This window comes from Pseudoalteromonas sp. NH0006-26 (genome assembly GCF_057552415.1).
This window is the reverse complement of sequence record NZ_BAAJMJ010000004.1, coordinates 166,191-191,145: the sequence shown is the minus strand read 5'-3', so window position 1 is coordinate 191,145 and position 24,955 is coordinate 166,191. Positions and strand designations below refer to the sequence as shown.

Sequence of the window (24,955 nt, the reverse complement as noted above, 5' to 3'; positions counted from 1 at the left end):
TAAAAAAAGCCACATAATAACAACTGATAACGAGAGTTAATCAGTAAAACTAAGTAAGTAGTAGTTTAATGCGTTATTGCTATAAATTAGGTAAAGTCATCGTTAATAATTAACGTGATCATCACGAGGACGTTTGCATGTTTTTAAAAGCACTCGCCGTTGGCCTTTTGCTCGCTTTGGGTGAGGTCGTTAACGGCAATATTAGAGTAAGGATCTTACATAAATTTTACGCTCTAAAGCGCGCTAAAACGCTCAGCTTATTTTCCGGCACTGCGATTATTTATGCCATTGCGTGGATCACTTTGCCATGGATTAACCCTATTTCGTACTTAGATAGTTTAAATGTGGGCTTAGTTTGGCTAACAATAATGCTTAGTTTAGATATTGTTGTGGGCAGATATGTATTTAAATATAAGTGGCACAAAATTCTTGATGATTTTAACCTCTTCAAAGGTAACTTACTGAGTGTAGGGATGCTGTTGCTTTTTATAAGCCCCAGCTTGGTATTTTGGTTACAGATGAAAGTTATGGTTTAGATCACTCCTCTAAAAGCGCAGCGTCTCTTCGCCTTCTTTGTGCATAATTCAATAAACCCTATTTGAACACAGAGAAACGAATGAGGACTAAATGAGAAGCCATAAAAAGTTATTGTTTAGATCACTCCCTTAAAAGCGCAGCGGCTCTTTGCCCTCTTTGTGCGTTAATCACTTAAAATCTATTTAAAGTCAGAAATAAATAAGCTTTCAACATACCGCTATCTAAGCTAATGCCGTTACCAGCTTACCTTTTTCATGTGTGGGTTGCATTGCCATTCGCTCCGTGCCTTTTTCGAATTCTTGCTCTAACATTTTTTGTAGGTCGGCAATCTGCTCTTTTATAGCGTCTACATCAGCACCTTGCTCTTCTAGTTTTTCTGCCAACGCTGCTATTGCTGCCTTTAGCTCAGCTATTTTTTCTTTATCAACACCTAAGCGTTGATAAATTAATGCCTGTTGCGCATTTTCTAAAAAGCTTTTGTCTGCTGGCTTAGCGATAAAATTGGGGGGTGCTTGATTTTCAGCGGCACTGGTTGTTGCCGCAGCGGCAGACGTCGGCACAACATCACTCGCTTTTGCCGCTTTGTTAACGGGGCTGTTATAACTACTATATTGATTTTTAAAGGTTATTGATGTCATTAGCTGAAATCCATTTTGCTTAACTGTAATAACACAGCAACTTTGATACCAATTGATATTTTATTTCAAATTAAGCCCACTTAGCTCATTTCGCACCCATTTTTCATCTAAATATTGCTCTAAGTGTTGTTCAGCAAACTTTAAAAAACTGCGTGCAGCATGTGATATGTGTCGGTCTGTACGCACCACAAAATACCAATGACTGGCTAAAGTGGTGTCGGTAACATTAAGCACTTTAAAGCTATTATCACCTTTAGGTAGCACATGCTGAGAAAGCACCGCAATCCCCATACCTGAAGCTACCGCCACTCTAATCGCTTCATTACTGGCCATTTGCACACTGTCACTTAATACCAAGCCTCTACTTTGCAGCTCGCTCTCAAATAACATGCGCGTTGCCGAGCCTGTCTCGCGTAGTAAAAAACGATACGGAACTAAATCAGCCAGTGTCAACGCGGTTTTATCGGCTAACGGATGATTTAGCGGCACTATAAACACTAAAGGGTTATGTAAAAATCTAGCAGCCTGGGCATGCTCTAAAGATGGCGGGTGACTAAATACATAAATATCGTCTTCTCCGCGTTCAAAGCGTGCTAAAACGGCTGAACGATTACCTATTTCAAGTGGTAGCTCTACATGCGGATGTTCATTACTGTATGGGCCTAACAATTTAGGTAAAATATATTGGGCGGTATTAACCATGGCAATTTTACATCGTCCACGTTCCCCCCCTTTTAGCTCCGCTAGGTAATCTTGGTAGTCTTCAAAATGACCAAAAACCTGCTGACAGGTTCTAAACAAGGCCATGCCGGCTTCGGTTATTTGCAACTTTTGTTGCTGCATAATTATTAACGGCTCATCTACCGCTTCTTGTAAGCGTTTAATTTGTAAAGAAACCGTAGGCTGAGTCAAATGAAGCCTGCGCGCCGTTTCGCTTATAGAGCCCGTTTTTACTACACTCATAAATACTTCAAGTAGTCGAAAAGAAAGTTGCCTTATGTTCATACACACCTCATAGGTTTTTATCTATAGGATGGTAGCATTCATTTTATTATTTACTATATAAAGATTTGCCTATAATGGCGCCGCTCAACAAAATGAATTAGTAACAACGAAAACAAAGAGGAGAACAGCGTGCCTGATATTGTAGTGATGTTTTTTATTTTAGGATTAGCGGCGGGTATCCTTCGCTCTGATTTGGCTATACCCAAAGCTACATATGACACCCTCAGTTTGCTACTCATGCTTACTATAGGCCTAAAAGGTGGTATGGTCCTTCATGGCAATTTAAGCTGGCAATTACTGCCCGAAATGGCCTCGGTAATGTTACTTGGTGGGCTTATTCCACTGACTTTATACCCTATTTTAAAATACGTTGTTAGGCTAAGCGTAGCTAATAGCGCCAGCATTGCGGCTCACTATGGTTCGGTTAGTGCAGGTACATTTGCGGTAGCCTTAGCGTATGCAGAATCGGCTAAATTAGAAGTGGGCGCAGAAGTTACCTTGTATCTGGTGATGCTTGAATTACCCGCTATCATTGTGGGTTTACTGCTGTATCGTAAGCTCGACAAAGCACACAGTGAAAACACTAACTTATCGTTAAAAGCGCTGTGGCATGAGACGCTCACTAATAAGAGTGTGATTTTGCTCGTTGGCGGTGTAATTATTGGTATGATGTATGGCACCCAGCAAGGTAGCCAAGTTACCAGCTTGCTCACCAATAGCTTTAAAGTGGTACTGGCATTGTTTTTGCTCGAAATGGGCTTAGTAGCTGCACAAACGCTTCGCCCTTTCCCTTGGCAACAATGGAAATTGGCTGCTTTTGCCATTATTACACCATTATTTTTAGGCACCATTGGCGTTATTGTTGGCACCTGGCTTAATTTAGAATTAGGCTCGGTGGTTATACTGGGCAGCTTAGTGGCGAGTGCCTCTTACATTGCCGCACCTGCGGCCATAAAAGCAGCTATTCCCAAAGCGGATATTGGTCTTGCCATGCTCAGCTCGTTAGGTGTCACCTTTCCATTTAATGTTATTGTGGGAATTGGTTTGTATCACCAACTCGCCGTAGCCATAAGTTAAATAATATAAACTCTGGATAATAAATCTCTTATCTAGAGCTCAGGTTAAATAGTCTTTATCAAAAAAGCCCAAAGTGGGCTTTTTTGGTTTTATAAGCAGTGTTATTTAATTTAAAACAAGGCTTAAAAATACAACAATTTTAAAACAATAAAGCTAACTTACTTCTACAAAAAAATAGCATGTAAGCGTTTAATTTACGTAAAAAAACATTTTAAATACTATTTTCATTTAGCAATTAAAAATCTCTTTACTTCGTTGTCAAACCAGCCTACATTCGCCGCAAAATTAACCTGCTTAAAATAATTGCTTTATCTATCCCCCTAAAGTCAGTAATTATTTAACCCCCTTTTATCGGAACAATCTAATGGTGGAACTTGCCGCTGATAGTAAATCAAATAACCCCTTAGCGCCGGTTATTGGCTTATCGTTTTTTGCTATTGCGTCGGGCTTTTTAATGAGCCTGATCCCGTTATCACTTAATGCATTTAACTTAAATATTGATTTAGCTCCATGGCTTGCCAGTGTGTTTTATTTGGGCTTACTGATTGGTGCTTTATGTATAGAGCGCGTAGTGGTAAAAATCGGTCATAGGTTGGCTTTTATCGGGTTTTTAGCCTTACTAATTGTTAGTGTTATTGCCCAGTTGATCAGCCCAACTGCCACTATGTGGTTAGTCGCGCGATTTGTGGCTGGCATGGCAGTAGCTGGCGTATTTGTGGTGGTAGAGTCGTGGTTGTTAATGGCCAACACTGCAAAAGCGCGAGCAAAGCGCTTGGGGTTATATATGACCTCCCTATACGGTGGCAGTGCCGTAGGGCAACTTGCTATTAAACCATTAGGAACGACAGATGCCGTGCCCTATTTATTTGTTATTGCTTTGTTAGCTGTTGCGATTTTAGCGCCGCTATTAATTACCCAAGGGCAACCTAATACGCAAAATTTACAAAAACTCCCCCTTAAAGAGCTTAAAACCCTGAGCCGCCCCGCTATTTTAGGCTGTTTAGTGTCGGGATTATTACTTGGGCCTATTTACGGCTTACTGCCTGTGTATATTGCGGCGCAATCAGAGCAGGCACACTATACTGGGTTACTTATGGCGGTGATTACATTAGGTGGCATGTTAGTTCAGCCTTTAGTGAGCTATTTATCAACCCGCATTATTAAAAGCTTATTAATGGCGATTTTTTGCTTTATTGGCACAGCCAGTGTGGTGGGTATTTTACATGCAAATAGCTTTGCAGCTTTAGTGAGTAGTTATTTTATACTGGGTGCATGCAGCTTTGCACTTTACCCTATTGCTATTACGTTGGCGTGCGACTCACTGCCTATGGCAAAAATAGTCTCAGCCACCGAAATAATGCTATTAAGTTACAGTGTGGGCTCGGTTCTTGGGCCGCTTATGGCCACCCACTTTTCAGATAAAAGCCATGGTGTGCTTATTTACTTAGGTGGCTGTTTAATTACTACCTGTATTTACATGCTTATAAAAAGTATGAAAAAAATACCCACAGGTAACACTCCGGTTGTCGGCTAGCTAATACTAAAAGCCGCTTAATGCTGGTTAAGGTATTAAGCGGTTTGCACTTGAGTAATCGCTTTAGCGACTGCTTTACTTTTTAACTCAAGTACTTCAATTTTATGCTCGTTTATGAGTTCATCAACAAAGCTGCTGCGGTTACTATCATCAGTTATTATGTACACTTTATGTTTAGCGCGAGTCAGCGCTACATAAAATAAACGACGCTCTTCGCTGTGTGCGAAATTATCTTTAGCAGGTAATAATGCTTCTAAAATTTGAGACGTTGGCTTAGTGCTTGGAAATCCAAACGCCCCGCCATTCATTGCTAATATAATGACATAATCGGATTCTTTACCTTTTGAGCCATGAAACGTATCACACTCAATATGCAGTGCTGAAAACTCTTGCTGTAAAGCATTTATATCGGCCTGTAAGGGTAACTGAAAGCGAAACCGTGCAAGTAAATACACAGTAGCAGGCTTGCCAGAATTGGCCTTAATCCCCTTTAGTAAATACTTAATTGCGCCATTGTTTAGCTCCGCTATTTTTTGGTTTTTAGCTGAGCCACTATTTAACGTTTTTAGCACGCTAACAGCGGGCTTACTCACCTTTGCTATTGAGCGAATATCTTTAGCTAACTGCGCAGGGTTTTTCATAATAAAGCCTGCGGCAACCTCACCAATTTTATTATTAAAGCGAAAGGTCTTATCTAAGAGGGTTTGTGTTGTAAAACCAAAATGTGCGGCAAACTCGGTGGTAAGTCGCATATCTGCGCCACTAAAACGGTAAATAGCTTGCCAATCGTCTCCTACTGCAAACAGTGAACTATTCGATTTATTATCGCGCAGCGCTTTTACAAGTGCAGCACGCAGTGGCGATATATCTTGAAATTCATCCACCATGATATAACGCCAAGGCGATGTAAATTTTTTTGTGTTTACATAATCGAGGGCTTTAATGATCATGTCGTCGAAGTCTATTTCGCCCTGCGTGCGTAAATAATGGTTGTAGTTGGCTAACAACGGCTTTAATAATTTCCAAGCCTGCTGTATCTGCTTTGAGTCGCTCTCAAGTGTTATATTTGCGGTTTTATACGCACTTATTAACTGGCTAAACAGAGTCGCTAATTTAGTTAAATGACCACTGGCTTTTATCTCTTTTAAAAGCGCTATATGGTTAGGCTTTGCAGCACTAAATTTTAAATCGCTTTTAACGGCATAAAGAGTGTTATTAATGTAATTTACCAATGCTTTAGCATACTGTGGTTTGGCATTGGCTAGCGATTCAAAACACCCTTCAACCCACTTTATTTTAGCTTTTTCGTTTTCAGCAAGTTTAGATATTTTAGGTGGCTTGCCCTCAACCTCGCTAATAATAGTTAAACCCACACTATGAAACGTGGCGGCTTTAATAGACTCTGTACCTAATTTCAGTTTAATTCTTTCGTCCATTTCGCAAGCGGCTTGCTTACCATAGGCGAGTAATAAAATATCGTTGTAATTAGCCTGTTTACTGTTAACCAAATAGCCCGCTCGAGCCACTAACACACTGGTTTTTCCTGTACCTGCCCCTGCCAGCACTAAGTTATTGTCGTCATCTATTATGCAAGCTCGGCGTTGTTGCTCAGTGAGTGGATTTGTTTCAACGCCATTAAAAAAATCGTGGTAACGCTTTAATTGTGACTGGGTGTATTTATGCTGAAAAAAACGCGTGAGTGAATCGCTCCACTGGCTGTATTGCTCAAGCAATTTTATTTGTGTGCTGACTGGTGCTAAAACATCACTGCTTTTTATCCAAGGTAGCCAGCGTTTATATTGCTCATCTACCTGTTTTTTTATATCAGCCACATATGATTGGCGCAAAAACTGAGTATGAGCAAATTGGTTTATTTCACTCAACACCTCATTAAGCACAGCAATATTGCTTTTAACCCACAGCATATCGGTATGCGCTTTAAATACCCTATTACTGCCATAGGCCCTCATCCAAATACGATACTGCTTAGACTCGGTATTAAAGCGCAGTGTTTGCCCAAGCACACCGTATTCATAGCGAATGGGCGACGTTAAATCACGCCAACTCAGTGTGGTTGTTTGTATTTTGTTGCTGAGCACTAAACCTTGTGGGTTTATGTCTAAAAAGCGATGCGCAGTAAAAATGCGGCCAAATACACTAGGCTGAATAGAATTCATTAACAGCAGAATTCCTTTATAAAAATGAACCAATTAGCCGTATTTTAAGGGAATAGTGTATGTAAGTGTAATAAATATAAAGATAAATAATGATGCAGTGGCTGCTGCATCATTATTTGAGTTTTAATTAGGCTTAATAATTAACAAGCCGCTTTATTAAAGCCTAATTTTTCGTATCAATAATAATCAGTTCACATTCAGTAGTTGCTGTTAAGGTGATGTTTTTAACCTTTGTAACTTCTGCGCCGTCACCTTCGTTCATTTTAATTGAGGCTGACTCATCATTAATAATAAACTCCCCTGCCGATGCCAATACGTAGGCTTGATGATCAATCGGCTGTGTTATTGACGTGCCTTTTGCCAGCTTTCCACCGTAAATACGCGTCTGCTGATTAATAAACAGTGCACTATCGGCATCTTTTGGATAACCCGAAACCAGTAAGCTAAGGGTGCTTGCCGCTTGTGTAGGAAACTTCTTGCTTTCCCAGCGCGGCTCAACATTATGTTGATTACTCTGAATCCAAATTTGATAAAACGTAAGTGGTTCATCTGTTAAGTTATATTCTGAGTGGGTAATGCCGGTGCCTGCACTCATTACTTGCACCTCACCTTGCTCGGTGATCCCTTTGTTGCCCATACTATCTTGATGAGTAATGGCACCACTGCGGATAAAACTAATAATTTCCATATTTCTGTGCGGGTGCGCACCAAACCCCATACCTGGAGCTACCCAGTCATCATTAACTACACGTAAAGTGCCAAATCCCATACGCGCAGGATTATAGTAATTCGCAAAACTAAAATGGTGCTTTGACTTAAGCCAACCATGATCAGCATTGCCTAAGCTATTTTTTGGGTAATGAGTAAGCATATTTTTTCCTATACGTTATCTCTGCGTCATTTAGTATTGACGGTCTCGATCATGGGCAGCATCAAACGTGTGTTTAGCACCTAAAGGCACAATTTGCGTTGGGTTAATGGTTACGTGACTTACGTAGTAATGCACCTTTGTGTATTCTAAATCGACCGTTTCCTTTATCCCAGGTACTTGGTAAAGCTCATTAATGTAGTTACTAAGATGATGAAACTCAGTTAACTTTTCTCGATTACACTTAAAGTGCCCGTGATACACAGCATCAAAGCGGATAAGTGTGGTAAATAATCGCCAATCGGCTTCAGTGAGTTTATCGCCCACTAAGTAACGCTGTTTTGCTAATCGAGTTTCTAACCAATCTAAGCTATCAAACAAGGCGGTGTAAGCTTCGTTGTAAGCTTCTTGAGTTGTAGCAAAACCGGCTTTATACACCCCATTATTAATGGTGTTATAAACACGGGTATTCACTATTTCTATTTCTTCACGTAGCGCATCTGGATAATAATCGTCGGTGTTACCTGTAAGCTCATTAAACGCGCTATTAAACATGCGAATTATTTCTATTGATTCGTTGTTTACAATAGTCTGCGTTTTTTTATCCCATAAAATAGGCACGGTAACACGCCCTTCATAGCTAGGGTCGGCTTTTAAATACAATTGGTAAGCGTAATCTAAGTTATAAAGTGGATCGCCCTGCTCGCCAAATTCCCAGCCGTTTTCCATCATGGGAGCTTCAACAATGCTTATAGAAATGATGTCTTCGAGCTGCTTTAATTTACGAAAAATAATGGTGCGGTGCGCCCAAGGACAAGCCAACGACACATATAAATGATAACGACCCGCTTCTGGTTTAAATTTACTGTTTTGCGCTGATGAAATCGTATCTCTAAAGCAGCTATCTTGGCGTACAAATTTACCGTCGCTTTTTTCGGTGTCGTACCATTTATCGACCCATTCACCGTTAACAAGTAATCCCATGTCCGTCTCCTTAGTTTATAGAATGTGCCAACCTTACGCAGATTGGCAGCTTAAAGTTTAATCACTTATGTGACCCGCTTATTAATTTAATTTGTTATGAATTTTTCCATCAACAGATAGCTTTCCAGCTCCTTGGATCAGTAGAGCTAGGGTAATGGCTAACAGCGATAACGCAAATTCATAACCGTTATTGCTCATAAATAAACCGTTATCTATGTGCGTGGTAAAAATAGCAACCATCATAGTGATAGCCAGTACAAAACTCGCAGGACGCACCAGCAAACCAACGATGAGTAGTAACCCACCAAAAAATTCTGCGCCACCGGCCATTAATGCCATTAAATAGCCCGGTGCTAAGCCAATCGATTCCATCCATTGCCCCGTGCCTTCTAATCCGTAGCCACCAAACCACGCAAACAATTTTTGAGCGCCATGAGCACTAAACACTAACCCCGCAATGAGCCTTAATGGTAGTGTTGCAAAAGACTGTTCAGTTTTTGTGATGGCAGCTGTGATATTTTTAATCGTCATAGTTTTAACCTGTATTGTTCCAATTGAGTATGCAGCTATTGTATAAGTTGAATTAAAATTAAATAACTCCTATTATTTGCTCTATATGTTCAAATATTTTGAACAGTTAATTTTGGGTATCATTATGAATACACCCCCTATCAGCATAGAAGCTCTATTGGTATTAGACGCCATTGAGCATCGTGGCAGTTATGCAGCCGCCGCTGAGCAACTTAATAAAGTGCCCTCAGCCTTGTCGTATATTGTTAATAAACTTGAAGAGCAATTAAATGTAACTTTGTTTCAGCGTCAAGGTCGACGCGCGGTTTTAACCCCCGCAGGTAAACATTTACTGATCGAGGGGCGTAAAGTACTCAATGCTATAAATAATTTATCGGAGCAAACACAAACTATAGCTAATGGCTGGGAGCCTCGAATACGTATTGCTTATGACTCTATTTTTGAAATAAGTCACGTATTTAACAATTTGCAGCTATTTTTAAATGAGCATAAAAATATTGAGATAGATATTAAAGAAGAAGTACTTAATGGCACTTGGGAGGCTTTAATTGAGGATGACGTTGACTTAGTGATTGGTGCACCAGCTCCGGTTCCAAATCAAAAGGGGATCAGAGCGGTAAAAATAGCCGATATTCAAAATGTTCTGGTGGTTCACCCTAGCCACCCGCTAGCGCAACTAAAAAAGCCTATTGAGCCCAGCGAACTTGGTCAATACACTACGGTTATAGTACATGATTCTGCAAAACAAAGTATTCCGTGGTCAGCTAATTTAATCGAAGGTAATCAACGTTTTTATGTAAGTTCTGTAAGCCAAAAGATAACCGCTATTTTATCCGCTATTGGCATTGGTTATTTACCTGCAAACCTTATTGCTGAACATGTAAAAGCTAACAAACTGCATGTTGTGGAACTTACCGAACCACGCCCTATTCAAGACTTATACCTTGCATGGAAAATAACAAACAAAGGTAAAGGCTTAAAACAGCTGACCCAAATTATACTAAATAATATTTAACCCTTAAAAACGCAAAAGCCCATGCTAAAACAGCATGGGCTTTTTGAATCAGTAATAAATATTACAGTGCGAGGTCTTGCTTAGCGCGGGTTAAGTTGTGCGACACTAACTCGTTACCAGACATTTGTTGTGCTTCGTAAAAGTCTGATAATGCAGCCGTTTCGTTTTTAGCCATTAAACGTCCTACACCACGGTTACTTAAAGCAAATGACGTAAGCTCACGTACTTTAAAGCGTGGGCCAGTGCTTTGTTGTAATAAAGTAATTGCTTTTGAGCAGATTGCTTCAGCTTGGCTGTAATTTTTTGATTTTACATTTAATGCGCAGTCGTTAAATGCAACTTCGAATTCTTGAGGGGCTGTTTTAGCCTCTTCAATAACCATTAACTTGTAATCACTTTGATCAGCCATTACAGCAGCTGAGCAAGTTAATAAAGAGCCAAGAGCGATGGTTTTGATAAGTGAGCGTTTCATGATTAATTTCCTATTTGGTTAGTCGTGCTTGTTGCCGACAACTGAACTTTAGAGTTTTTACTTCATTTCGACAAACGATTAAAAACAAACCAATAAGTGAAAAAAACTAACCTATAGACTTTACCCTGATAAAAAGCGTTTAACAGTTCAAAAAATCAATCACCTCTTCTTGCACATCAATATAATCATCTTCTGACATATTTAGTGTTGCTAATACCTGTTTTTCTATATCATCCCAATCTTTGGTGGTGTCACCGCGTAAAACACTATTGACCAAATTTTCAGACATTTTTAAAACGCAATAACACAATTGTTGGTTACTACCGGTTATATTATTTAACATACTCATGTCGTGATGCCGCAGAATAAGCTGGCAAATATCTATAGGTAGATGCCAGCTGGACGCTAAGTAGTAACCCACAGTCGCATGATTAGTTCCATATAAACGCTCTTCTATATCTATCAAGCTTTCTCTGTGGGTATTATTTGAAGTATGCAAAGCACTCACGTAATTATCGAATTTAATTGCCATCGGCACGATGCCACAATCATGGAACAAACCAAGGGTATACAAGTATTCTATTGGCACTTTTTCTTTTATACATTGGCCAACAATCATATTTACCTCGGCAATTTCGGTGGCGGTATCCCAAAAGCGCTCTAAGCTAATGCAGCATTCTTTTTGGGTGAACATTTGCTTTAATTTTAAGCTTGGCACTAGCGCCTCAATTCCGTTCCAACCTAAAAACATAATGGCCTGTTTAATATCAGACACACTGCGCACTAAGCCATACGATGGTGAATTAATAATTTTTAGAATAGCCGATGAAATAGCCACATCTTTAGCAATGATCTCTGCGGCGTCTGAAAGCGAGGGTTCTTGAGCAGATGCTAATATTTCAAGCTCATTTAAGATTTGTGGCTTTGGTGGAATGATAAAGTTTTTGTTTACATCAGATAAAACCTGCTCATTAACTACAATCATTAATTTCTAGCCTCCGGCTAAGCTTTATGGATTATTTATTTAAGTCCATTTTAACTTTTATACTAGAAGTTGATTAGGGATTTATCAATTTGTAAGTGCTGAAATTGGTAGGATAAAAATAAATTTTAAAACAATAGCAACACACGCCCATGTGTGGGCGTGTATTTATTAATATTGGCTTAGAAATAATAGCCAATATTAATGTTAAAGCGACGCTCAGTTTCGCTGCTGTCGCCCGCTAATGAACCGCCAACAAACGGCATATTTTTACCATGAACTAAGTCAAAGTAAGTGAATAAACCACCTGCAGCTACCGAGAAACCAGTTACGTTCATCCAGGTATCTCTGCTGTTGTCAGATTTGTCGTAAATAGCACTGTAGTCGTTGTAAAACTGTAAGTTTGTCACCGCGCCCCATTGTACCGGTACGCTGTATGCTACGTTTGCACTCGACATTGTTGCCTCTGCCGCCATGCTGTCGTAAAACGAGTAAGCGCCTACAGCAATACGGTTTACGTTATCAATATCGTAATTGTATTCGCCGTGTTGAAGTTGTAAGTTCCATGGGCCTATATTACTGTTTAAATGTAATGCCCAAGCGTTGTAATCACCTGCGCGGTCAACACCATCATGTAAACCACCAGCAAGTGCTGATACACCAATTTCAGTTTTACCACCTTCATGTTCTAGGTGATAGCCGTAACGGCCTGAGAACGTATTGTACTCGCCTATAGCATTAGTTGGCTCAGCATAAACACCATCGCCGGCTTCTCTAAAACCAACAATGTCGTAAGAATAACGATCGCTGCGGTTATCTACATAACCATCAACACCACCTAATTCATCATTTTTGAAAAAGCCCAGATCAAGCTGCCAGTTATCAGCAATCTTACGCTTAAATAACACCCCTAAATCGTGATCGTCTTCAAGGCCAACATAATAGTTAGTGCTGAAAAAGTAGTTATGTGAATTGTAAGGCCAGTTACCAAAAGGAACCTTAGTAATACCTGCTTGAACTTGCCAATCATCAGCAAAATCATAGGCGGCATAAGCGTATTTAACAGCGGTCATATAATCAAAAAAGCGAATTTCAGCGTTTAATTTTACATCACCAACGTCGCCTGAGAAATTTAAGCGAAAAATATCAAAGTCAAAATCGCCGCCGCGATTTTTATTATCGTCATCATACGAAGTATGGCTGTAGTTGGTTCGCACAGCGCCGCCAACTTTAATCCCCTGTGGCTTGTGATCATGCTTTGCCACTTGAGTTTCGGCTATATCTTCTTTCTCTTCAATGGTGCGGTCGATTGATTTTTCACTTTTTTGCTCTGCTTTTGCAAGTTGCTTTTGCAGCATTTCCACTTGTTTTTGTAAGCTGCTTAATTGCTGCTTTACTTTATCAAGATCTGTATCTGCATGTGCCGGATGTGAAAATACAACCATAGCCACTGCCAGTGCTAAAGGTTTCATAGGTGTCATAATTTGTCCTTGCTTGCCTTGTTGATATTATTAACTCGAACTTGGTCAGCGTGAGCTAAGTACCTGCTTGATTTTACATGTTGTTTTACAATGATAACGTATTTTTACAACTCTTCAATTACACTTTATGATTTTGCGCAACAGATCAGTAACACACAAACTACTTTTTAGCTGGGTAACCATGAGAATTAATCATATTTTTATAAATGAAAGCAGTAAGTTGAAAAAATTAAAGTTGGAAAAATAACAGGATGCTAATGTACCTATTATAGTGTGCTATTATTTGCAAAAATCATACGTAAATCAGCAGGCTTGCTGCTAAAAAATACATTAAGGACTTCCAATAATGAAAAATAACGAAACTTTTAACACCATTGCTACGTTAATTTTTAAGCATCTTTATAATAATTTTCCAAGCCCAAGTCAGTTAGATCCTAAACAAGTAATTAGCGATGCCTCAGATCAACAAAGTGAAGCAATTAAAGGCACTATTGCCTTTCTTATTCATGAGGAGTATATATTTTCAACGCCCAGCGCTACCTTTTTGCTAACTGAAAAAGGCTTTAGCCACGCTTTGTGTCCAAAGTTTTGATCTAACTTTACTTTTAAACACTAAAGCTTTAGTGAATTACTATAAGGAGTTACAACAATGAGTGATTTTATTTGGTTACTTCCAGCAGCGGTACTCACTATCATTTTAATTAAACTGATTAAACAATCTAAAAAACTGCCTTAGCTTTTTATTTAATGAGTACGCTTTAGCAATTTTTGGATTTGTGCGTTTACCATCTCTGGCTCATCATTTTGTGGATAGTGGTAACTTTTACTGGTTAGCACTACCTCACCTTGAGGAAAAGCATTAGCCCAGTTTGCATGCAGTTCTCCCCACATTTCACGCCCTTTATCAGTAAAAAATAACACCGACGGATTTTCATATTTTTTAACTGAGGCAATAACCGTCACAGGAATATCTGCTATTTGCGGGTAACCAGGCAAAGGTCGCTTCGACCAAAAGTCTAAATACTGATTCGACATGCCGTTTTTCATATCATTTCGTTTTATAACGGCAATTTCTTTTTCAGCGCGCGCTAAATCAATCTGACGCATAATATCAACATCATGCTCTGAGGCCGGTTCAATTAACATTAACGCTTTAATTTTATCGGGGTAGCTTGCTGCAAATACCCTTGCGATATAAACACCATAAGAATGCGCCACATAAATCACCGGCTCTTCAATTTTTAACGCTTTAAGTAATAGTAAAGCCTCAGCAGCATACTCTTCTGAGCTATAGTTTTTCTTTATTTGTGCTGAGCCACCATTGCCAATTCGAGAATAGCGAATTACTTTTGCGTGCTTGGTAAGCGAGTTATAAATGGGATCCCAATCACTCAGCCCTGCAGAGCCACCCGCCTCGAGTAAAACAGTATGTTTACCACTACCCGCCATTTCATATTCAATATCAAAGCCATTTACTTTAACCTTAGCAAGCTCAGCAAACACAACGGTTGAGGTGATTAATATCCAAAGTAGAATCGTTTTTATTATTAGTTTCATATTGTTAAAATAGATTAGTAGTAAGTTCAAGTTTATAACATTATAAATAGAGCGAAAAAACCTTAATGGATGAATTAATCATTCTACTCTTTTTGGAGTTTTTCACCTGACATTTTATACCAGCCATGTAACCGTTTATGGAAAAAGGTTGGTAGACTATGGGTTATAAAGTCGCGCCCTGGTACTTTGAATTTGTGATAGTAGGCATTGCCGTTTCAACAATTGGGCTAATGCGATTGTTTAGAGCATTTTGGGGTGTCGGGATAAAAAGAAAAGCGCTAGTTAGGAGCTAGAGCTTTTACTTTATAGTTCATGGCATATAGATATTTTTAGCTATTAACTAGAATCCTATATTTAACTAAATCGACATGACTATATAGATTTCTGACACCTTTACCCTCTTCAATGAATCCTACTTCATCGAGGTGTATACCTGCAGTATTACCTTCTATTACGCGTCCTTTAGCAACTAATACATCATTCTTCATGAGAGATATGATTTTATTATTAAGTTCACCATTCTTATATTCCATTACATTTTCCTTTTTTGATTGAAGATGCAACATATCAGATTAGTCGACATTATAAAAAATAAGATACTTACGCAACCTTAGAAACTTGCGCTGTGCTAATAAGAAGTATGACACCTAATAATAGTTATTTGTTATGCACAAAATGACAGTGTATTTTATTAACGATTGGTGGTTATTATAGCGCGAGTTACTTGTCCAAATTGCGAAGCTAAAGCAACAATTACGTCACGCAAAAAGCAAAGCGCCCATGTGGTTAGTTTATATTGCTCGTGTACTAACACTAAAGAGTGCGGGGCTACGTCTCGTATTACCTAATCGTTTGTTCACTTCTTAAGCCCACCGTGTAAAACCACTGCGCAATTAGCAGCATCACTTATTATAAATCTAACGCGTGAAGAACAATTAGAGTTAATTGGGCTATAAACTAAATTCCATACCTAATAACCGTTCAAAATTTCCACTTTTTCAAGTATGTATAAAAAAATAGCAATTGATGATGATTAAAAAAGCAACTAGATTTTATTTTTGAAATGAGTGAAATTAACCTTTCCTTAGTTGATTTTTGCAAATATAAATGTTGAGAAATACTAAAAGGTTAGTGTGCACTAACACATGTGCGTTATACCAATGTTATCCACAATTAGAACGTTTTTTGTCCCTTGCAATAGATTCTTAATCACACTATCTTGGTGTTGAAGCTGGAATTATTACTACATCTTGTGGTGGTTTTCAGGGGAGGGACTAACACCATACTGGTAATATGGTGTTAGTGAAGTCACTTGCTGAGGTTTCAACAAACGCTTATTTGTACAAAAACAGCGTAACGTATTCTGAAATTATCAGCAAGTTAGTTTTATATTTTTTGGAGGGTAAAAAGTTGAAATTCAGCTTATCCTTAGAAATTTCTGAACGAGCAATTATTAATGTTACACACCTAATAATTGCTATCAGTAGCTTGCTAGCAATGTAATTATAAAGGGCTAAAGAAATTTAGCCCTTTATGTTTTCCTTACCTTTATATGATCTTTTCTCTAGAACTGGTGTTTTTTTAGGTTTAACAACTGAGTTATACACCCGGTTGCGTCGTTTAACGTTTGTGTTTTTTCTTTTAGGTCGGGTACTTTTTTATCTAGCCACGTTGCAGCAATATCTGCCATTATGGGTAAACCCTTGCCATTGTTTCGCATGAGTTTAAGCTCTAGGCGTGGGTCTTTACCTTGGCTTAACCAATTTTGAAACAGCGGTATGTAGTCTTGTGCTTCTTTAATACTAAGCCCAGGATAACGCCCTAGCGTAATATTTACCTGTTTACCACCTACACGACAACGGTATTGCTAAGTGATAGTCATCTTGGCAGATACACTTACACTTACATTGTCTCTATGCGATAATACACACGGTGTTTGATTTTTGCCTAGCAGCTTTCTTATTTTCGTTTAACTGATTGCCATTTAATTTTTTATACACAGTTAGCAAAAAATTTATACGCGAATTTATACACACTATGCAAATATTAAAGTGCTTTCTAAAATAGACAATAAATAACAAAAGCAAATAAAACCCACGAATATATAGGGCTTAAAGAAAGAATGAGCGAACCAACATACTACGAAAACCAAGCTACAATCTACTGGCACGACTACGAAACTTGGGGAGCAAGCCCGCAAAAAGATAAGCCGAGCCAATTTGCAGGTGTACGCACCGATCTTGATTTAAATATTATTGGCGAGCCGCTTATTGAGTACTGTAAGCCACAAGCTGATTACTTACCGCATCCTGAGGCGTGTTTAATTACCGGTATTACCCCACAAGTGGCGATGCAAAAAGGCTTAGTTGAGGCTGAATTTATTGCAAAAATTCATGCAGAATTTAGCGTACCCAATACCTGTGTAGCTGGTTATAACAGTATTCGTTTTGATGACGAAGTAAGCCGATATAGCTTTTATCGTAACTTTTACGACCCGTACGAGCGTGAATATAAAAACAATAATAGCCGTTGGGATATTATAGATTTAGTGCGTGCCTGCTATGCACTGCGCCCTGAGGGTATTGAATGGCCGTTAAAAGAAGATGGTAGCCCTAGTTTTAAGCTTGAGCATTTAACTGTCGCTAATGGTATTGAACATGCCGCTGCGCACGACGCATTAAGTGATGTAACGGCCACCATTGCCTTGGCAAAGCTAATTAAAGAGAAGCAACCTAAACTGTACCAGTTCTTTTTTAGCCTTCGTGGTAAAAAAGCACTCGCTGAAATGGTTGATGTATTTAATATGACCCCATTAGTGCACACCTCGTCTCGTATTCCAGCAACCCAAGGCTGTACTACCTGGGTGGCACCAATGAGTTTTCACCCGGTAAATAAAAACGCAGTTATTTGTTTTGATTTAACCCAAAACCCGCAGGTGTTACTTGATTTAAATGTAGAGCAATTACGCAAGCGTTTATACACCAAACGTATAGATTTAGCGGAGGGTGATTTACCCGTAGGTTTAAAATTAGTGCATTTAAACAAGTGCCCTATTTTAGCGCCTGCTAAAACGCTGCTGCCTGAAAACGCTGCTCGCTTGGGTATTGATCGTGAGCAATGCCTAGCTAATTTAGCCATTTTAAAAGCCAATACCGAGCTTCGCGATAAAGTCACTGAGGTATTTAATGAGCAAGGCGATTACAGCGCGACCACGAACGTAGATTACTTATTATATGATGGCTTTACTAGCCATGCTGATAAAGCTAAATTTGCGATTATTCGTGATGCAAAGCCTGAAGACTTAGCAAGTTTAAAACTTGAATTTGAAGATCCTAAATTTAATACTTTGCTGTTTAGATACCGCGCCCGTAACTGGCCGCAAACCCTAAACCAACAAGAACTTGATCAATGGCGTCAATATTGCCAAAGCAAGTTAATGCATGGCGAAGATCAGCCATCAATCAGCGCACAAGATTTTATGATCACCCTTGAAAACTTAGCGCATGAACATGATGACAGCGAAAAAAATCTAACAATTTTAAAAGCCTTATATAACTACGCGCAAAGCATGTAATTTACTGTAGTTTATATAATGCATAAAAACGCGACCCTTTAGCAAAAAAGTGTCGCGTTTTTTGTTACTAGGTAAAAAACCATAAAACTATCTCAACAAGAGAGGTAAATGAGAAAACATAAAACCAACATTCATTTTTTATGTTTATCACTTCCTCTAAAAGCGCAGCGTCTCTTATCCTCTTTGTGAATAATTTACTTTTACCAATTACATTACTTTTTATGCAGTGCTTCGATACGTGCTAATAAGCTTGAAGTATCGTATCTGCCGCCGCCAAGAGCTTGAACATCAGCGTAATATTGATCAACCGTTGCAGTCATTGGCAGTGTTGCACCGTTATTTTTAGCTTCATCTAGTGCAATACCTAAATCTTTGCGCATCCAATCTACAGCAAAACCAAATTCGTATTCGCCTGCCCACATTGTTTTGTAGCGGTTTTCCATTTGCCACGAACCAGCAGCGCCTTTAGAAATGGTTTCGATTACTTTTTCGCCATCAAGCCCCGCTTGTTTGGCAAAATGTAAGCCCTCAGCTAATCCTTGCACAACACCAGCAATACAAATTTGATTAACCATTTTACATAATTGCCCTGAGCCCGCTTCGCCTAAAAGCTGACTAAAACGGCTAAATGCCGCCATGATAGGTTGTGCTTTAGCAAATACCGCTTCGTTACCACCCGCCATTACGGTTAATACCCCATTTTCGGCACCAGCTTGACCGCCCGATACTGGCGCATCAATAAAGTCGATATGCTGTAAAGCCGCTTTTGCCGCAACTTCACGTGCCACTTCTGCTGAGGTAGTTGTGTGGTCGATTAAAATGGTGTTTTCCTGCATGCCTGCTAGCACACCGTCATTGCCGTATACCACTGAACGTAAATCGTCGTCATTGCCTACACACATAAAGACCATATCGGCACCATTTGCGGCTTCACGCGGAGTAGGTGCAAAACTGCCGTTAAAATCTTCGACCCATTTTTGTGCTTTAGCTGCTGTGCGGTTATAAACACATACGCTGTGCCCTGCTTTTGCTAGATGCCCTGCCATTGGGTAACCCATTACGCCTAAACCTATAAATGCAATTTTAACTGACATAAAAATGACCTATTTAACTGATAACTTAGAAACATAAGCTCGATTATGTCAATCGGCCGCTAAAAAAGCGAATGAAAGTCTTTTAAAATTTCCCGCATAAGGAAATTAGGTAGGTAATCTATGGATAGCATTTATCAATTTAACGCACCACTTTGTAATAACAGTGATTTTCCTTTGAGCCAGTTAAAAGGAAAAACGGTTCTTATTGTAAATACAGCAAGCAAATGTCATTTTTCGGCGCAATTATGTGCGCTTGAAAAGCTATACCAACAATATAAAAGCGATGGGTTTACTATTCTGGCCTTTCCATGTAATCAGTTTGATAAAAACGAACCATTAGAGGGTATGGCAATAAAAGACTACTATCAAAAACACTTTGCAATTAATTTTGAAGTATTTGACAAGGTTATGGTGAATGGCCCCGATACGCACCCCTTGTTTAGTTATTTAAAATCACATACGCGTGGAATTGCACAAAACCGTGCAATAAAGTGGAACTTTACTAAGTTTTTAGTTAATGCCCAAGGACAACTAATTGCGCGCTATGCGCCGCGTACTAAACCAGAGTCATTACACAGCGTAATAACAAGCAGTTTAGGGTCAACACCGATTATAAAAACAGCAAACACTCGTTTTGGTTAGGCATCTATAATAAAAATGGTTTATGGTTGATGTAACTAGATTAGTTGGATTGTAATAAATGAAGATTGCTTTTTTTAGTGCTCAAAAATATGAGCGCCCTTTTTTCGAACAAAGCTTAACTGGCTTTTCTAACATCGCTATTAGCTATTTTGAGCAAAGTTTATCGATGCACACTGCGGTTTTAGCTAAAGAATTTGATGCTGTATGCGTATTTGTAAACGATTCGGTAGATAAAGCGGTTATTGAGCAACTGGCTATATTTGGGGTTAACACCATTTTACTGCGCTGTGCGGGTTTTAATAATGTAGATTTAGCCGCTGCTAAACAGCATGGTATGCGTGTTCTGCGCGTTCCGGCTTACAGCCCTGAGGCAGTCGCAGAGCATTGTATTGCACTTATGCTTACGCTTAGCCGTAAAACCCATAAAGCTTATAACCGCGTACGTGAAGACAATTTTGACTTGAACGGCTTACTTGGCTTTAACTTGCATAATAAAACGGTGGGTATTATTGGCTGCGGTAAAATTGGCCAAGCATTGTGTAATATATTAACCGGTTTTGGCGCTCAAATTTTAGTATGCGATCCTAATGCACAAGCTGGTAATTACACAATTACTGATTTAAACACCCTGCTTACACAAAGCGATATCATTTCTTTGCATTGCCCGTTAAACGAGCACACCCATCATTTAATAGACGATGACGCATTTGCAGCGATGAAAACAGGAGTTATGCTAATAAACACCTCGCGCGGTGCATTGGTTAATAGTAAAGCTTGTATTAAGGCACTTAAATCACAAAAACTAGGTTATTTAGGGCTTGATGTGTACGAGCAAGAATCAGAGCTGTTTTTTAAAAACCACAGTGACGATATAAACCAAGACGATATTTTCTCTCGCTTGGTGAGCTTTAAAAATGTATTGATCACCGGCCATCAAGGCTTTTTTACTCAAGAAGCGCTTACAGAAATTGCCAATATCACCTTACAAAATGCATTTGAGGTTACTCAAGGAAATAGCTTAACAAACGAGGTGCTATAGCGCTCCAAATCAAAAAGCAAAAAAGCGAACAAAATATAGTGTTCGCTTTTTTAGTTATCAATAACAGGTTAGTTATTATTGCGTTCTAGCCAAACGCAACGTTTGCAAATACTAGGGTCATTAGCACTGGGCAGACAAAACGAATGTACTGAGCAAACCAATAATGTGCACCAGAACTTGCTTGATGAAGCTTATTACCACGCTGCCATAACCAGCCCACTGTAATAAAATAAAACAGCCCCATCAGCGGGAGTTGGTATTGGGTAAATACCATAATTACCAAACCAAATAGCCAATCAAAATTAACAATAATAGTACTGGCACAAATAAGTACAATGGCACTAACAGCCCATGTGGCTTTGGTTCTATCAACACTGTGGTTTTCTACTAAGAATGCCACCGGAATTTCAGTTGATGAAATGGTTGATGTAACTGAAGCAATCGACATCAACACAAAAAATAATAAGCCAACTAATAAACCAATTTCACCCATGGTGCCAAATAACTCAGGTAATATGGCAAAAATAAGCTGGCCTTCACCAATTAATTTACCATTGCTAAATACTTCAACGCCATTGAACTGAGCCACATAAATAGCCGGTATAATTAATAGTCCTGCTAAAAATGCCACGCTGGTGTCGAGTAAGGCAACACTTGCAGTCAATTTTGGTAAGTTAGCGCCGGGCTTTAAATAAGAGCCATAAATCATCATACAGCCCACACCCAGTGATAATGAGAAAAACGCTTGCCCCATTGCGGCAATAATTAAATCAGGGTCGAGTATTTTGCTAAAATCAGGCACTAAATAGGCCGCAAACCCTTCGCTGGCACCCTCTAAGGTAGCAATGTAAGCAATTAGGCCAACGAGTAAAACAAGTAATAATGGCATTAAACGGCGCGACCAGGTTTCAATTCCTGATTTAACCCCCTTTAAAATAATACTGGCGGTTAAAATAAGCATCAGCGGTGTAAATATAAAATTACGTAGCATAGAGTCGCTATGTAAAAACTCACTTAAGCTCTGTAAGCCTAAAAAGGTGGTTATAGGCTCTATGGCGTAAGAAAGCATCCAACCTGCCACTATTGAATAAAAGCTTAACATGACTATTGCGCCTGCTAAGCCTATATAACCTGCAGCAGCGCCAACTTTAGGCGCATGGTCTTGCCATGCTTGGCCTAAGGCTTTAACCGGATTAGCTTGGGCTTTGTAGCCTAAATACAGCTCGGTGTATAACGCGGGAAGCGCTAGCAAAAAAATAACAATAAAATACACCAATAAAAATGCGCCGCCACCATGGTTAGCAGCCTGTGTAGGAAAACCCCATATATTGCCTAAACCTACCGCAGCACCGGCTGCTGCCAATACAAAACCAAGTCGACTTTGAAAACCATCACGCACTTGTGTCATACACCTACAAATCTGTTATTATTTTATCGAATGTGAATTAAACCATATTTAAGGGCGACTGAGTAATAAAAATGTACTTAGCGCGCATAACAGCAAACAACCGCTCACAAACTATCCAGCTTATAACGATAACTATGTAATCGGTATTCACTTTTAACGAGCAATAATGAGTTCAGCTTACTTCGACAATCAGTTATTACACACCCCGCTTGCTGAGAATAATAACCACACCATTTTATTATTTGATGCCAGCCAATTGCATGTTGATGAGCTAACACTCACGCAGTTTTTAAGCCCGTTTGAATTAAGTGTCATCGCGCGTCGTAAAACACCCCAAGCAAAAAAAGAGTATGTAGCAACGCGACTATTGCTAAAATATTTAGTCAAAAGCGTATTACCTAACAGCAGTGATATAGCGCTGAGCAACATCAGCTCTGAATTTAATCAACAAACCAGCAAGCTTGAGCTAAATATAAATAATAACTTTGTGTGTAGTTGCTGTGTGTCACACTCTCATGGTTTGGTAGGCGTGGCCCTAAATATTGATCATTCGCTATTTGGTTTTGATATAGAAAAAATCAGTTTGAAACGACCATTTGAAAAACTCGCAAAGCACTTTTATGATGCTGCAGAAGTGGCACTTATAACTAAGCAACCATGCACAGCCGCTAAAGCGGCGACATTTTTCAGACTTTGGACGTTAAAGGAGGCATTAGCAAAAGCAACCAGCCGCCCTATTGCCCAGCTATTAAGCCCCAATGTATTTTGTGAGCTTGGCAACTCGCAATTAAGTGCAACTAGCACCGCGTTAACAAATGATATAAACGAGCAGTTTGATATAAGCGTTGTGGCAAAAAAAAGCACCGACTGGCGGTGCTCATTCATCTCATTTACAGCGTTAAGCAGCCAGCTCGCCTTCAAGTAGTCGGCTATGAATAGCTTGAACCACAGCATCAGACTCATTTTGCTCAACTAAAAAGCACAGGTTGTGTTTACTCGCACCATGGCAAATAAGACGAATGTTAAATTCGCTCAACACCTGCATTAAATTCATTTCGTGCTGACGCAATACAATTTCAGACCCAATAAGTGCTACTAGGGTTAGATTGTTCTCAACCGATACATGGCAAAACTCAGCCAGTTTATCTAAGCACTCTTGATCTAGCTCTGGGCGTGATGCATTTGGCGCATTATCAAGGGTAATTGCTACACTAATTTCAGAGGTGGTAACCAAATCTACCGAAATATTGCATTCACTTAAAATAGTAAAGATACGCGCTAAAAAACCACTCGCTAATAGCATTTCAGGGCTTTTTAAGGTCAGTAGTATTTGGTTTTTACGTTGCGTGACCGCACGAATACCTGGTAGCTGCGATTTTTCACGTTCAATCCACGTGCCCCCACGCTCTGGCTCTGTGCTTGAGCCAACAAACACATTTATATGGCTGCGACTGGCTGGCAAAATTGTAGCTGGGTGCAGCACTTTAGCGCCAAAAGTGGCCATTTCTGCCGCTTCATCAAAGCTTAAACGCGCAATAGGTGTCGCTTTAGCACACAAACGCGGATCGGTACTAAAAATCCCCACTACGTCGGTCCAAATATGCACACTTTTAGCGTTAATTGCTTCAGCTAACAAGGCGGCACTGTAATCAGAGCCACCGCGACCCAGTGTGGTGGTTACATTGTTTTCATCACTGCCAATAAAACCCTGAGTAACAATAACCGTGTTCTCTAGTAAAGGAATTAAATGCTCTTTAGCTGCAAGCGCTGTGGCGGCTACATTAGGCGTGGCTTTACCAAATTGGCTATCGGTTTTAAGCACCTGGCGAACATCAAAACGCTGCGAATTTAAGCCCTTTAAGCGCAATACTTGAGTAAATAAATACGACGATAAACGCTCGCCAAAGCTGAGTAACTCATCGTGTTGCTGCTCTGTTGTCAGTATTTGATGTGCCAGTGTTTGGAAGTCATCGAGGGTGTTATTAAAACCAAGCGCTAAATCATCATCTAGGGTCAGATCAGTTAAAATTGCCTGCTGAATAGCAAGTACACCGTCAACATGCTGTTGACGTTCAGCGGCATCAATATCGGCTTTACAAAGTGCCACCAAGTGATTAGTTACACCGGCGCTGGCGCTCACTGCAACAATTCGAACGCTGTTATCGTTTACAATGATTTCGCTACAACGGCTCATGGCCTCAAAGTTAGCAACGCTGGTGCCACCAAATTTGGCAACAATGTAATCTGATTTTGTGCACTGTGAACTATGTGGCACTGATTGGGTAGTCATTTCGTCTCCTTTCGCGGCATCCAAACCGCAATAAAACAAGAAGAACTTGG

Annotated in this window: 25 protein-coding genes; 10 read left to right on the top strand and 15 right to left on the bottom strand. The window is 39.5% G+C overall.

What is annotated here, in order from left to right; all coding sequences use genetic code 11:
* Nucleotides 1–137: 137 nt before the first annotated feature.
* Nucleotides 138–536: a hypothetical protein gene (locus tag AC27JR_RS08025; RefSeq protein WP_487173274.1), complete on the top strand. Its 399-nt coding sequence runs from the start codon at nt 138–140 to the stop codon at nt 534–536.
* 222 nt (nt 537–758) lie between these two features.
* On the opposite strand, the gene AC27JR_RS08020 is transcribed toward AC27JR_RS08025, so the two are convergent.
* Nucleotides 759–1,175 carry a hypothetical protein gene (locus AC27JR_RS08020; RefSeq protein ID WP_487173273.1) on the bottom strand — a complete coding sequence of 139 codons (417 nt, stop codon included), beginning with the start codon at nt 1,173–1,175 and terminating at the stop codon, nt 759–761.
* Between the two features lie 60 nt (nt 1,176–1,235).
* Nucleotides 1,236–2,180: a LysR family transcriptional regulator gene (locus AC27JR_RS08015; protein ID WP_076918575.1), complete on the bottom strand. Its 945-nt coding sequence runs from the start codon at nt 2,178–2,180 to the stop codon at nt 1,236–1,238.
* 129 nt (nt 2,181–2,309) lie between these two features.
* On the opposite strand from AC27JR_RS08015, the gene AC27JR_RS08010 reads away from it, so the two are divergent.
* Both AC27JR_RS08010 and AC27JR_RS08005 read left to right on the top strand, forming a co-directional pair.
* Nucleotides 2,310–3,257 (top strand): sodium-dependent bicarbonate transport family permease, encoded by a 948-nt coding sequence (locus tag AC27JR_RS08010; protein WP_076918574.1) that lies wholly within the window; start codon nt 2,310–2,312, stop codon nt 3,255–3,257.
* 364 nt (nt 3,258–3,621) lie between these two features.
* On the top strand, nt 3,622–4,791 hold the full coding sequence (locus AC27JR_RS08005) for an MFS transporter (protein WP_487173272.1): 1,170 nt from the start codon (nt 3,622–3,624) through the stop codon (nt 4,789–4,791).
* Between the two features lie 35 nt (nt 4,792–4,826).
* Here AC27JR_RS08005 and helD read toward each other — a convergent pair whose 3' ends face one another.
* From helD to AC27JR_RS07985, 4 genes are all read right to left on the bottom strand, one after another.
* Complete coding sequence (gene helD / locus AC27JR_RS08000) at nt 4,827–6,968, bottom strand: DNA helicase IV (RefSeq protein WP_487173271.1); 2,142 nt, start codon at nt 6,966–6,968, stop codon at nt 4,827–4,829.
* 163 nt (nt 6,969–7,131) lie between these two features.
* Nucleotides 7,132–7,839, bottom strand: a complete 708-nt coding sequence (locus AC27JR_RS07995; protein ID WP_487173270.1) for a pirin family protein — start codon at nt 7,837–7,839, stop codon at nt 7,132–7,134.
* A gap of 30 nt (nt 7,840–7,869) precedes the next feature.
* Nucleotides 7,870–8,820: a glutathione S-transferase family protein gene (locus AC27JR_RS07990; RefSeq protein ID WP_487173268.1), complete on the bottom strand. Its 951-nt coding sequence runs from the start codon at nt 8,818–8,820 to the stop codon at nt 7,870–7,872.
* A gap of 81 nt (nt 8,821–8,901) precedes the next feature.
* Nucleotides 8,902–9,351 carry a DoxX family protein gene (locus tag AC27JR_RS07985; RefSeq protein ID WP_487173267.1) on the bottom strand — a complete coding sequence of 150 codons (450 nt, stop codon included), beginning with the start codon at nt 9,349–9,351 and terminating at the stop codon, nt 8,902–8,904.
* Nucleotides 9,352–9,475: 124 nt separating this feature from the next.
* On the opposite strand from AC27JR_RS07985, the gene AC27JR_RS07980 reads away from it, so the two are divergent.
* Complete coding sequence (locus AC27JR_RS07980) at nt 9,476–10,366, top strand: LysR substrate-binding domain-containing protein (RefSeq protein ID WP_487173265.1); 891 nt, start codon at nt 9,476–9,478, stop codon at nt 10,364–10,366.
* Nucleotides 10,367–10,427: 61 nt separating this feature from the next.
* On the opposite strand, the gene AC27JR_RS07975 is transcribed toward AC27JR_RS07980, so the two are convergent.
* The 3 genes from AC27JR_RS07975 to AC27JR_RS07965 form a co-directional block, all read right to left on the bottom strand.
* Nucleotides 10,428–10,838 carry a hypothetical protein gene (locus tag AC27JR_RS07975; RefSeq protein WP_008109249.1) on the bottom strand — a complete coding sequence of 137 codons (411 nt, stop codon included), beginning with the start codon at nt 10,836–10,838 and terminating at the stop codon, nt 10,428–10,430.
* A gap of 139 nt (nt 10,839–10,977) precedes the next feature.
* Nucleotides 10,978–11,823 carry an HDOD domain-containing protein gene (locus tag AC27JR_RS07970; RefSeq protein WP_131691159.1) on the bottom strand — a complete coding sequence of 282 codons (846 nt, stop codon included), beginning with the start codon at nt 11,821–11,823 and terminating at the stop codon, nt 10,978–10,980.
* 179 nt (nt 11,824–12,002) lie between these two features.
* On the bottom strand, nt 12,003–13,301 hold the full coding sequence (locus AC27JR_RS07965; RefSeq protein WP_008463969.1) for a porin: 1,299 nt from the start codon (nt 13,299–13,301) through the stop codon (nt 12,003–12,005).
* A gap of 346 nt (nt 13,302–13,647) precedes the next feature.
* Here AC27JR_RS07965 and AC27JR_RS07960 point away from each other — a divergent pair, with 346 nt between their 5' ends.
* Complete coding sequence (locus AC27JR_RS07960) at nt 13,648–13,893, top strand: hypothetical protein (protein WP_487173264.1); 246 nt, start codon at nt 13,648–13,650, stop codon at nt 13,891–13,893.
* A gap of 152 nt (nt 13,894–14,045) precedes the next feature.
* Here AC27JR_RS07960 and AC27JR_RS07955 read toward each other — a convergent pair whose 3' ends face one another.
* Both AC27JR_RS07955 and AC27JR_RS07950 read right to left on the bottom strand, forming a co-directional pair.
* Nucleotides 14,046–14,858: an alpha/beta fold hydrolase gene (locus AC27JR_RS07955; RefSeq protein WP_487173263.1), complete on the bottom strand. Its 813-nt coding sequence runs from the start codon at nt 14,856–14,858 to the stop codon at nt 14,046–14,048.
* A gap of 329 nt (nt 14,859–15,187) precedes the next feature.
* Nucleotides 15,188–15,391 carry a hypothetical protein gene (locus AC27JR_RS07950; RefSeq protein ID WP_487173262.1) on the bottom strand — a complete coding sequence of 68 codons (204 nt, stop codon included), beginning with the start codon at nt 15,389–15,391 and terminating at the stop codon, nt 15,188–15,190.
* A gap of 168 nt (nt 15,392–15,559) precedes the next feature.
* On the opposite strand from AC27JR_RS07950, the gene AC27JR_RS07945 reads away from it, so the two are divergent.
* On the top strand, nt 15,560–15,706 hold the full coding sequence (locus AC27JR_RS07945; protein WP_487173261.1) for an ogr/Delta-like zinc finger family protein: 147 nt from the start codon (nt 15,560–15,562) through the stop codon (nt 15,704–15,706).
* Nucleotides 15,707–16,422: 716 nt separating this feature from the next.
* Here the strand turns inward: AC27JR_RS07945 and AC27JR_RS07940 are convergent.
* A complete protein-coding gene (locus AC27JR_RS07940; protein ID WP_487173260.1) occupies nt 16,423–16,548 on the bottom strand; it encodes a hypothetical protein in 126 nt (41 codons plus the stop codon).
* Nucleotides 16,549–16,980: 432 nt separating this feature from the next.
* Here AC27JR_RS07940 and sbcB point away from each other — a divergent pair, with 432 nt between their 5' ends.
* On the top strand, nt 16,981–18,432 hold the full coding sequence (sbcB, locus tag AC27JR_RS07935) for an exodeoxyribonuclease I (protein ID WP_178956199.1): 1,452 nt from the start codon (nt 16,981–16,983) through the stop codon (nt 18,430–18,432).
* A gap of 212 nt (nt 18,433–18,644) precedes the next feature.
* On the opposite strand, the gene AC27JR_RS07930 is transcribed toward sbcB, so the two are convergent.
* Entirely contained in the window at nt 18,645–19,526 is an 882-nt protein-coding gene (locus AC27JR_RS07930) for an NAD(P)-dependent oxidoreductase (RefSeq protein WP_008109259.1), read from the bottom strand.
* Between the two features lie 120 nt (nt 19,527–19,646).
* Here AC27JR_RS07930 and AC27JR_RS07925 point away from each other — a divergent pair, with 120 nt between their 5' ends.
* Both AC27JR_RS07925 and AC27JR_RS07920 read left to right on the top strand, forming a co-directional pair.
* Nucleotides 19,647–20,168, top strand: coding sequence for a glutathione peroxidase (locus AC27JR_RS07925; RefSeq protein ID WP_487173259.1), 522 nt, complete (start codon nt 19,647–19,649; stop codon nt 20,166–20,168).
* A 58-nt stretch (nt 20,169–20,226) separates the two neighbouring features.
* Nucleotides 20,227–21,207, top strand: a complete 981-nt coding sequence (locus AC27JR_RS07920; protein ID WP_487173258.1) for a 2-hydroxyacid dehydrogenase — start codon at nt 20,227–20,229, stop codon at nt 21,205–21,207.
* A gap of 85 nt (nt 21,208–21,292) precedes the next feature.
* Here the strand turns inward: AC27JR_RS07920 and AC27JR_RS07915 are convergent, their stop codons facing one another.
* Nucleotides 21,293–22,615, bottom strand: coding sequence for a sodium-dependent transporter (locus AC27JR_RS07915; protein WP_487173257.1), 1,323 nt, complete (start codon nt 22,613–22,615; stop codon nt 21,293–21,295).
* Nucleotides 22,616–22,781: 166 nt separating this feature from the next.
* Between AC27JR_RS07915 and AC27JR_RS07910 the strand changes: the two genes are divergently transcribed.
* Nucleotides 22,782–23,540 carry a 4'-phosphopantetheinyl transferase family protein gene (locus tag AC27JR_RS07910; RefSeq protein ID WP_487173256.1) on the top strand — a complete coding sequence of 253 codons (759 nt, stop codon included), beginning with the start codon at nt 22,782–22,784 and terminating at the stop codon, nt 23,538–23,540.
* On the opposite strand, the gene lysC is transcribed toward AC27JR_RS07910, so the two are convergent.
* Nucleotides 23,514–24,905, bottom strand: a complete 1,392-nt coding sequence (lysC, locus tag AC27JR_RS07905; protein WP_487173255.1) for a lysine-sensitive aspartokinase 3 — start codon at nt 24,903–24,905, stop codon at nt 23,514–23,516. The genes AC27JR_RS07910 and lysC overlap by 27 nt on opposite strands.
* Nucleotides 24,906–24,955: the final 50 nt, after the last annotated feature.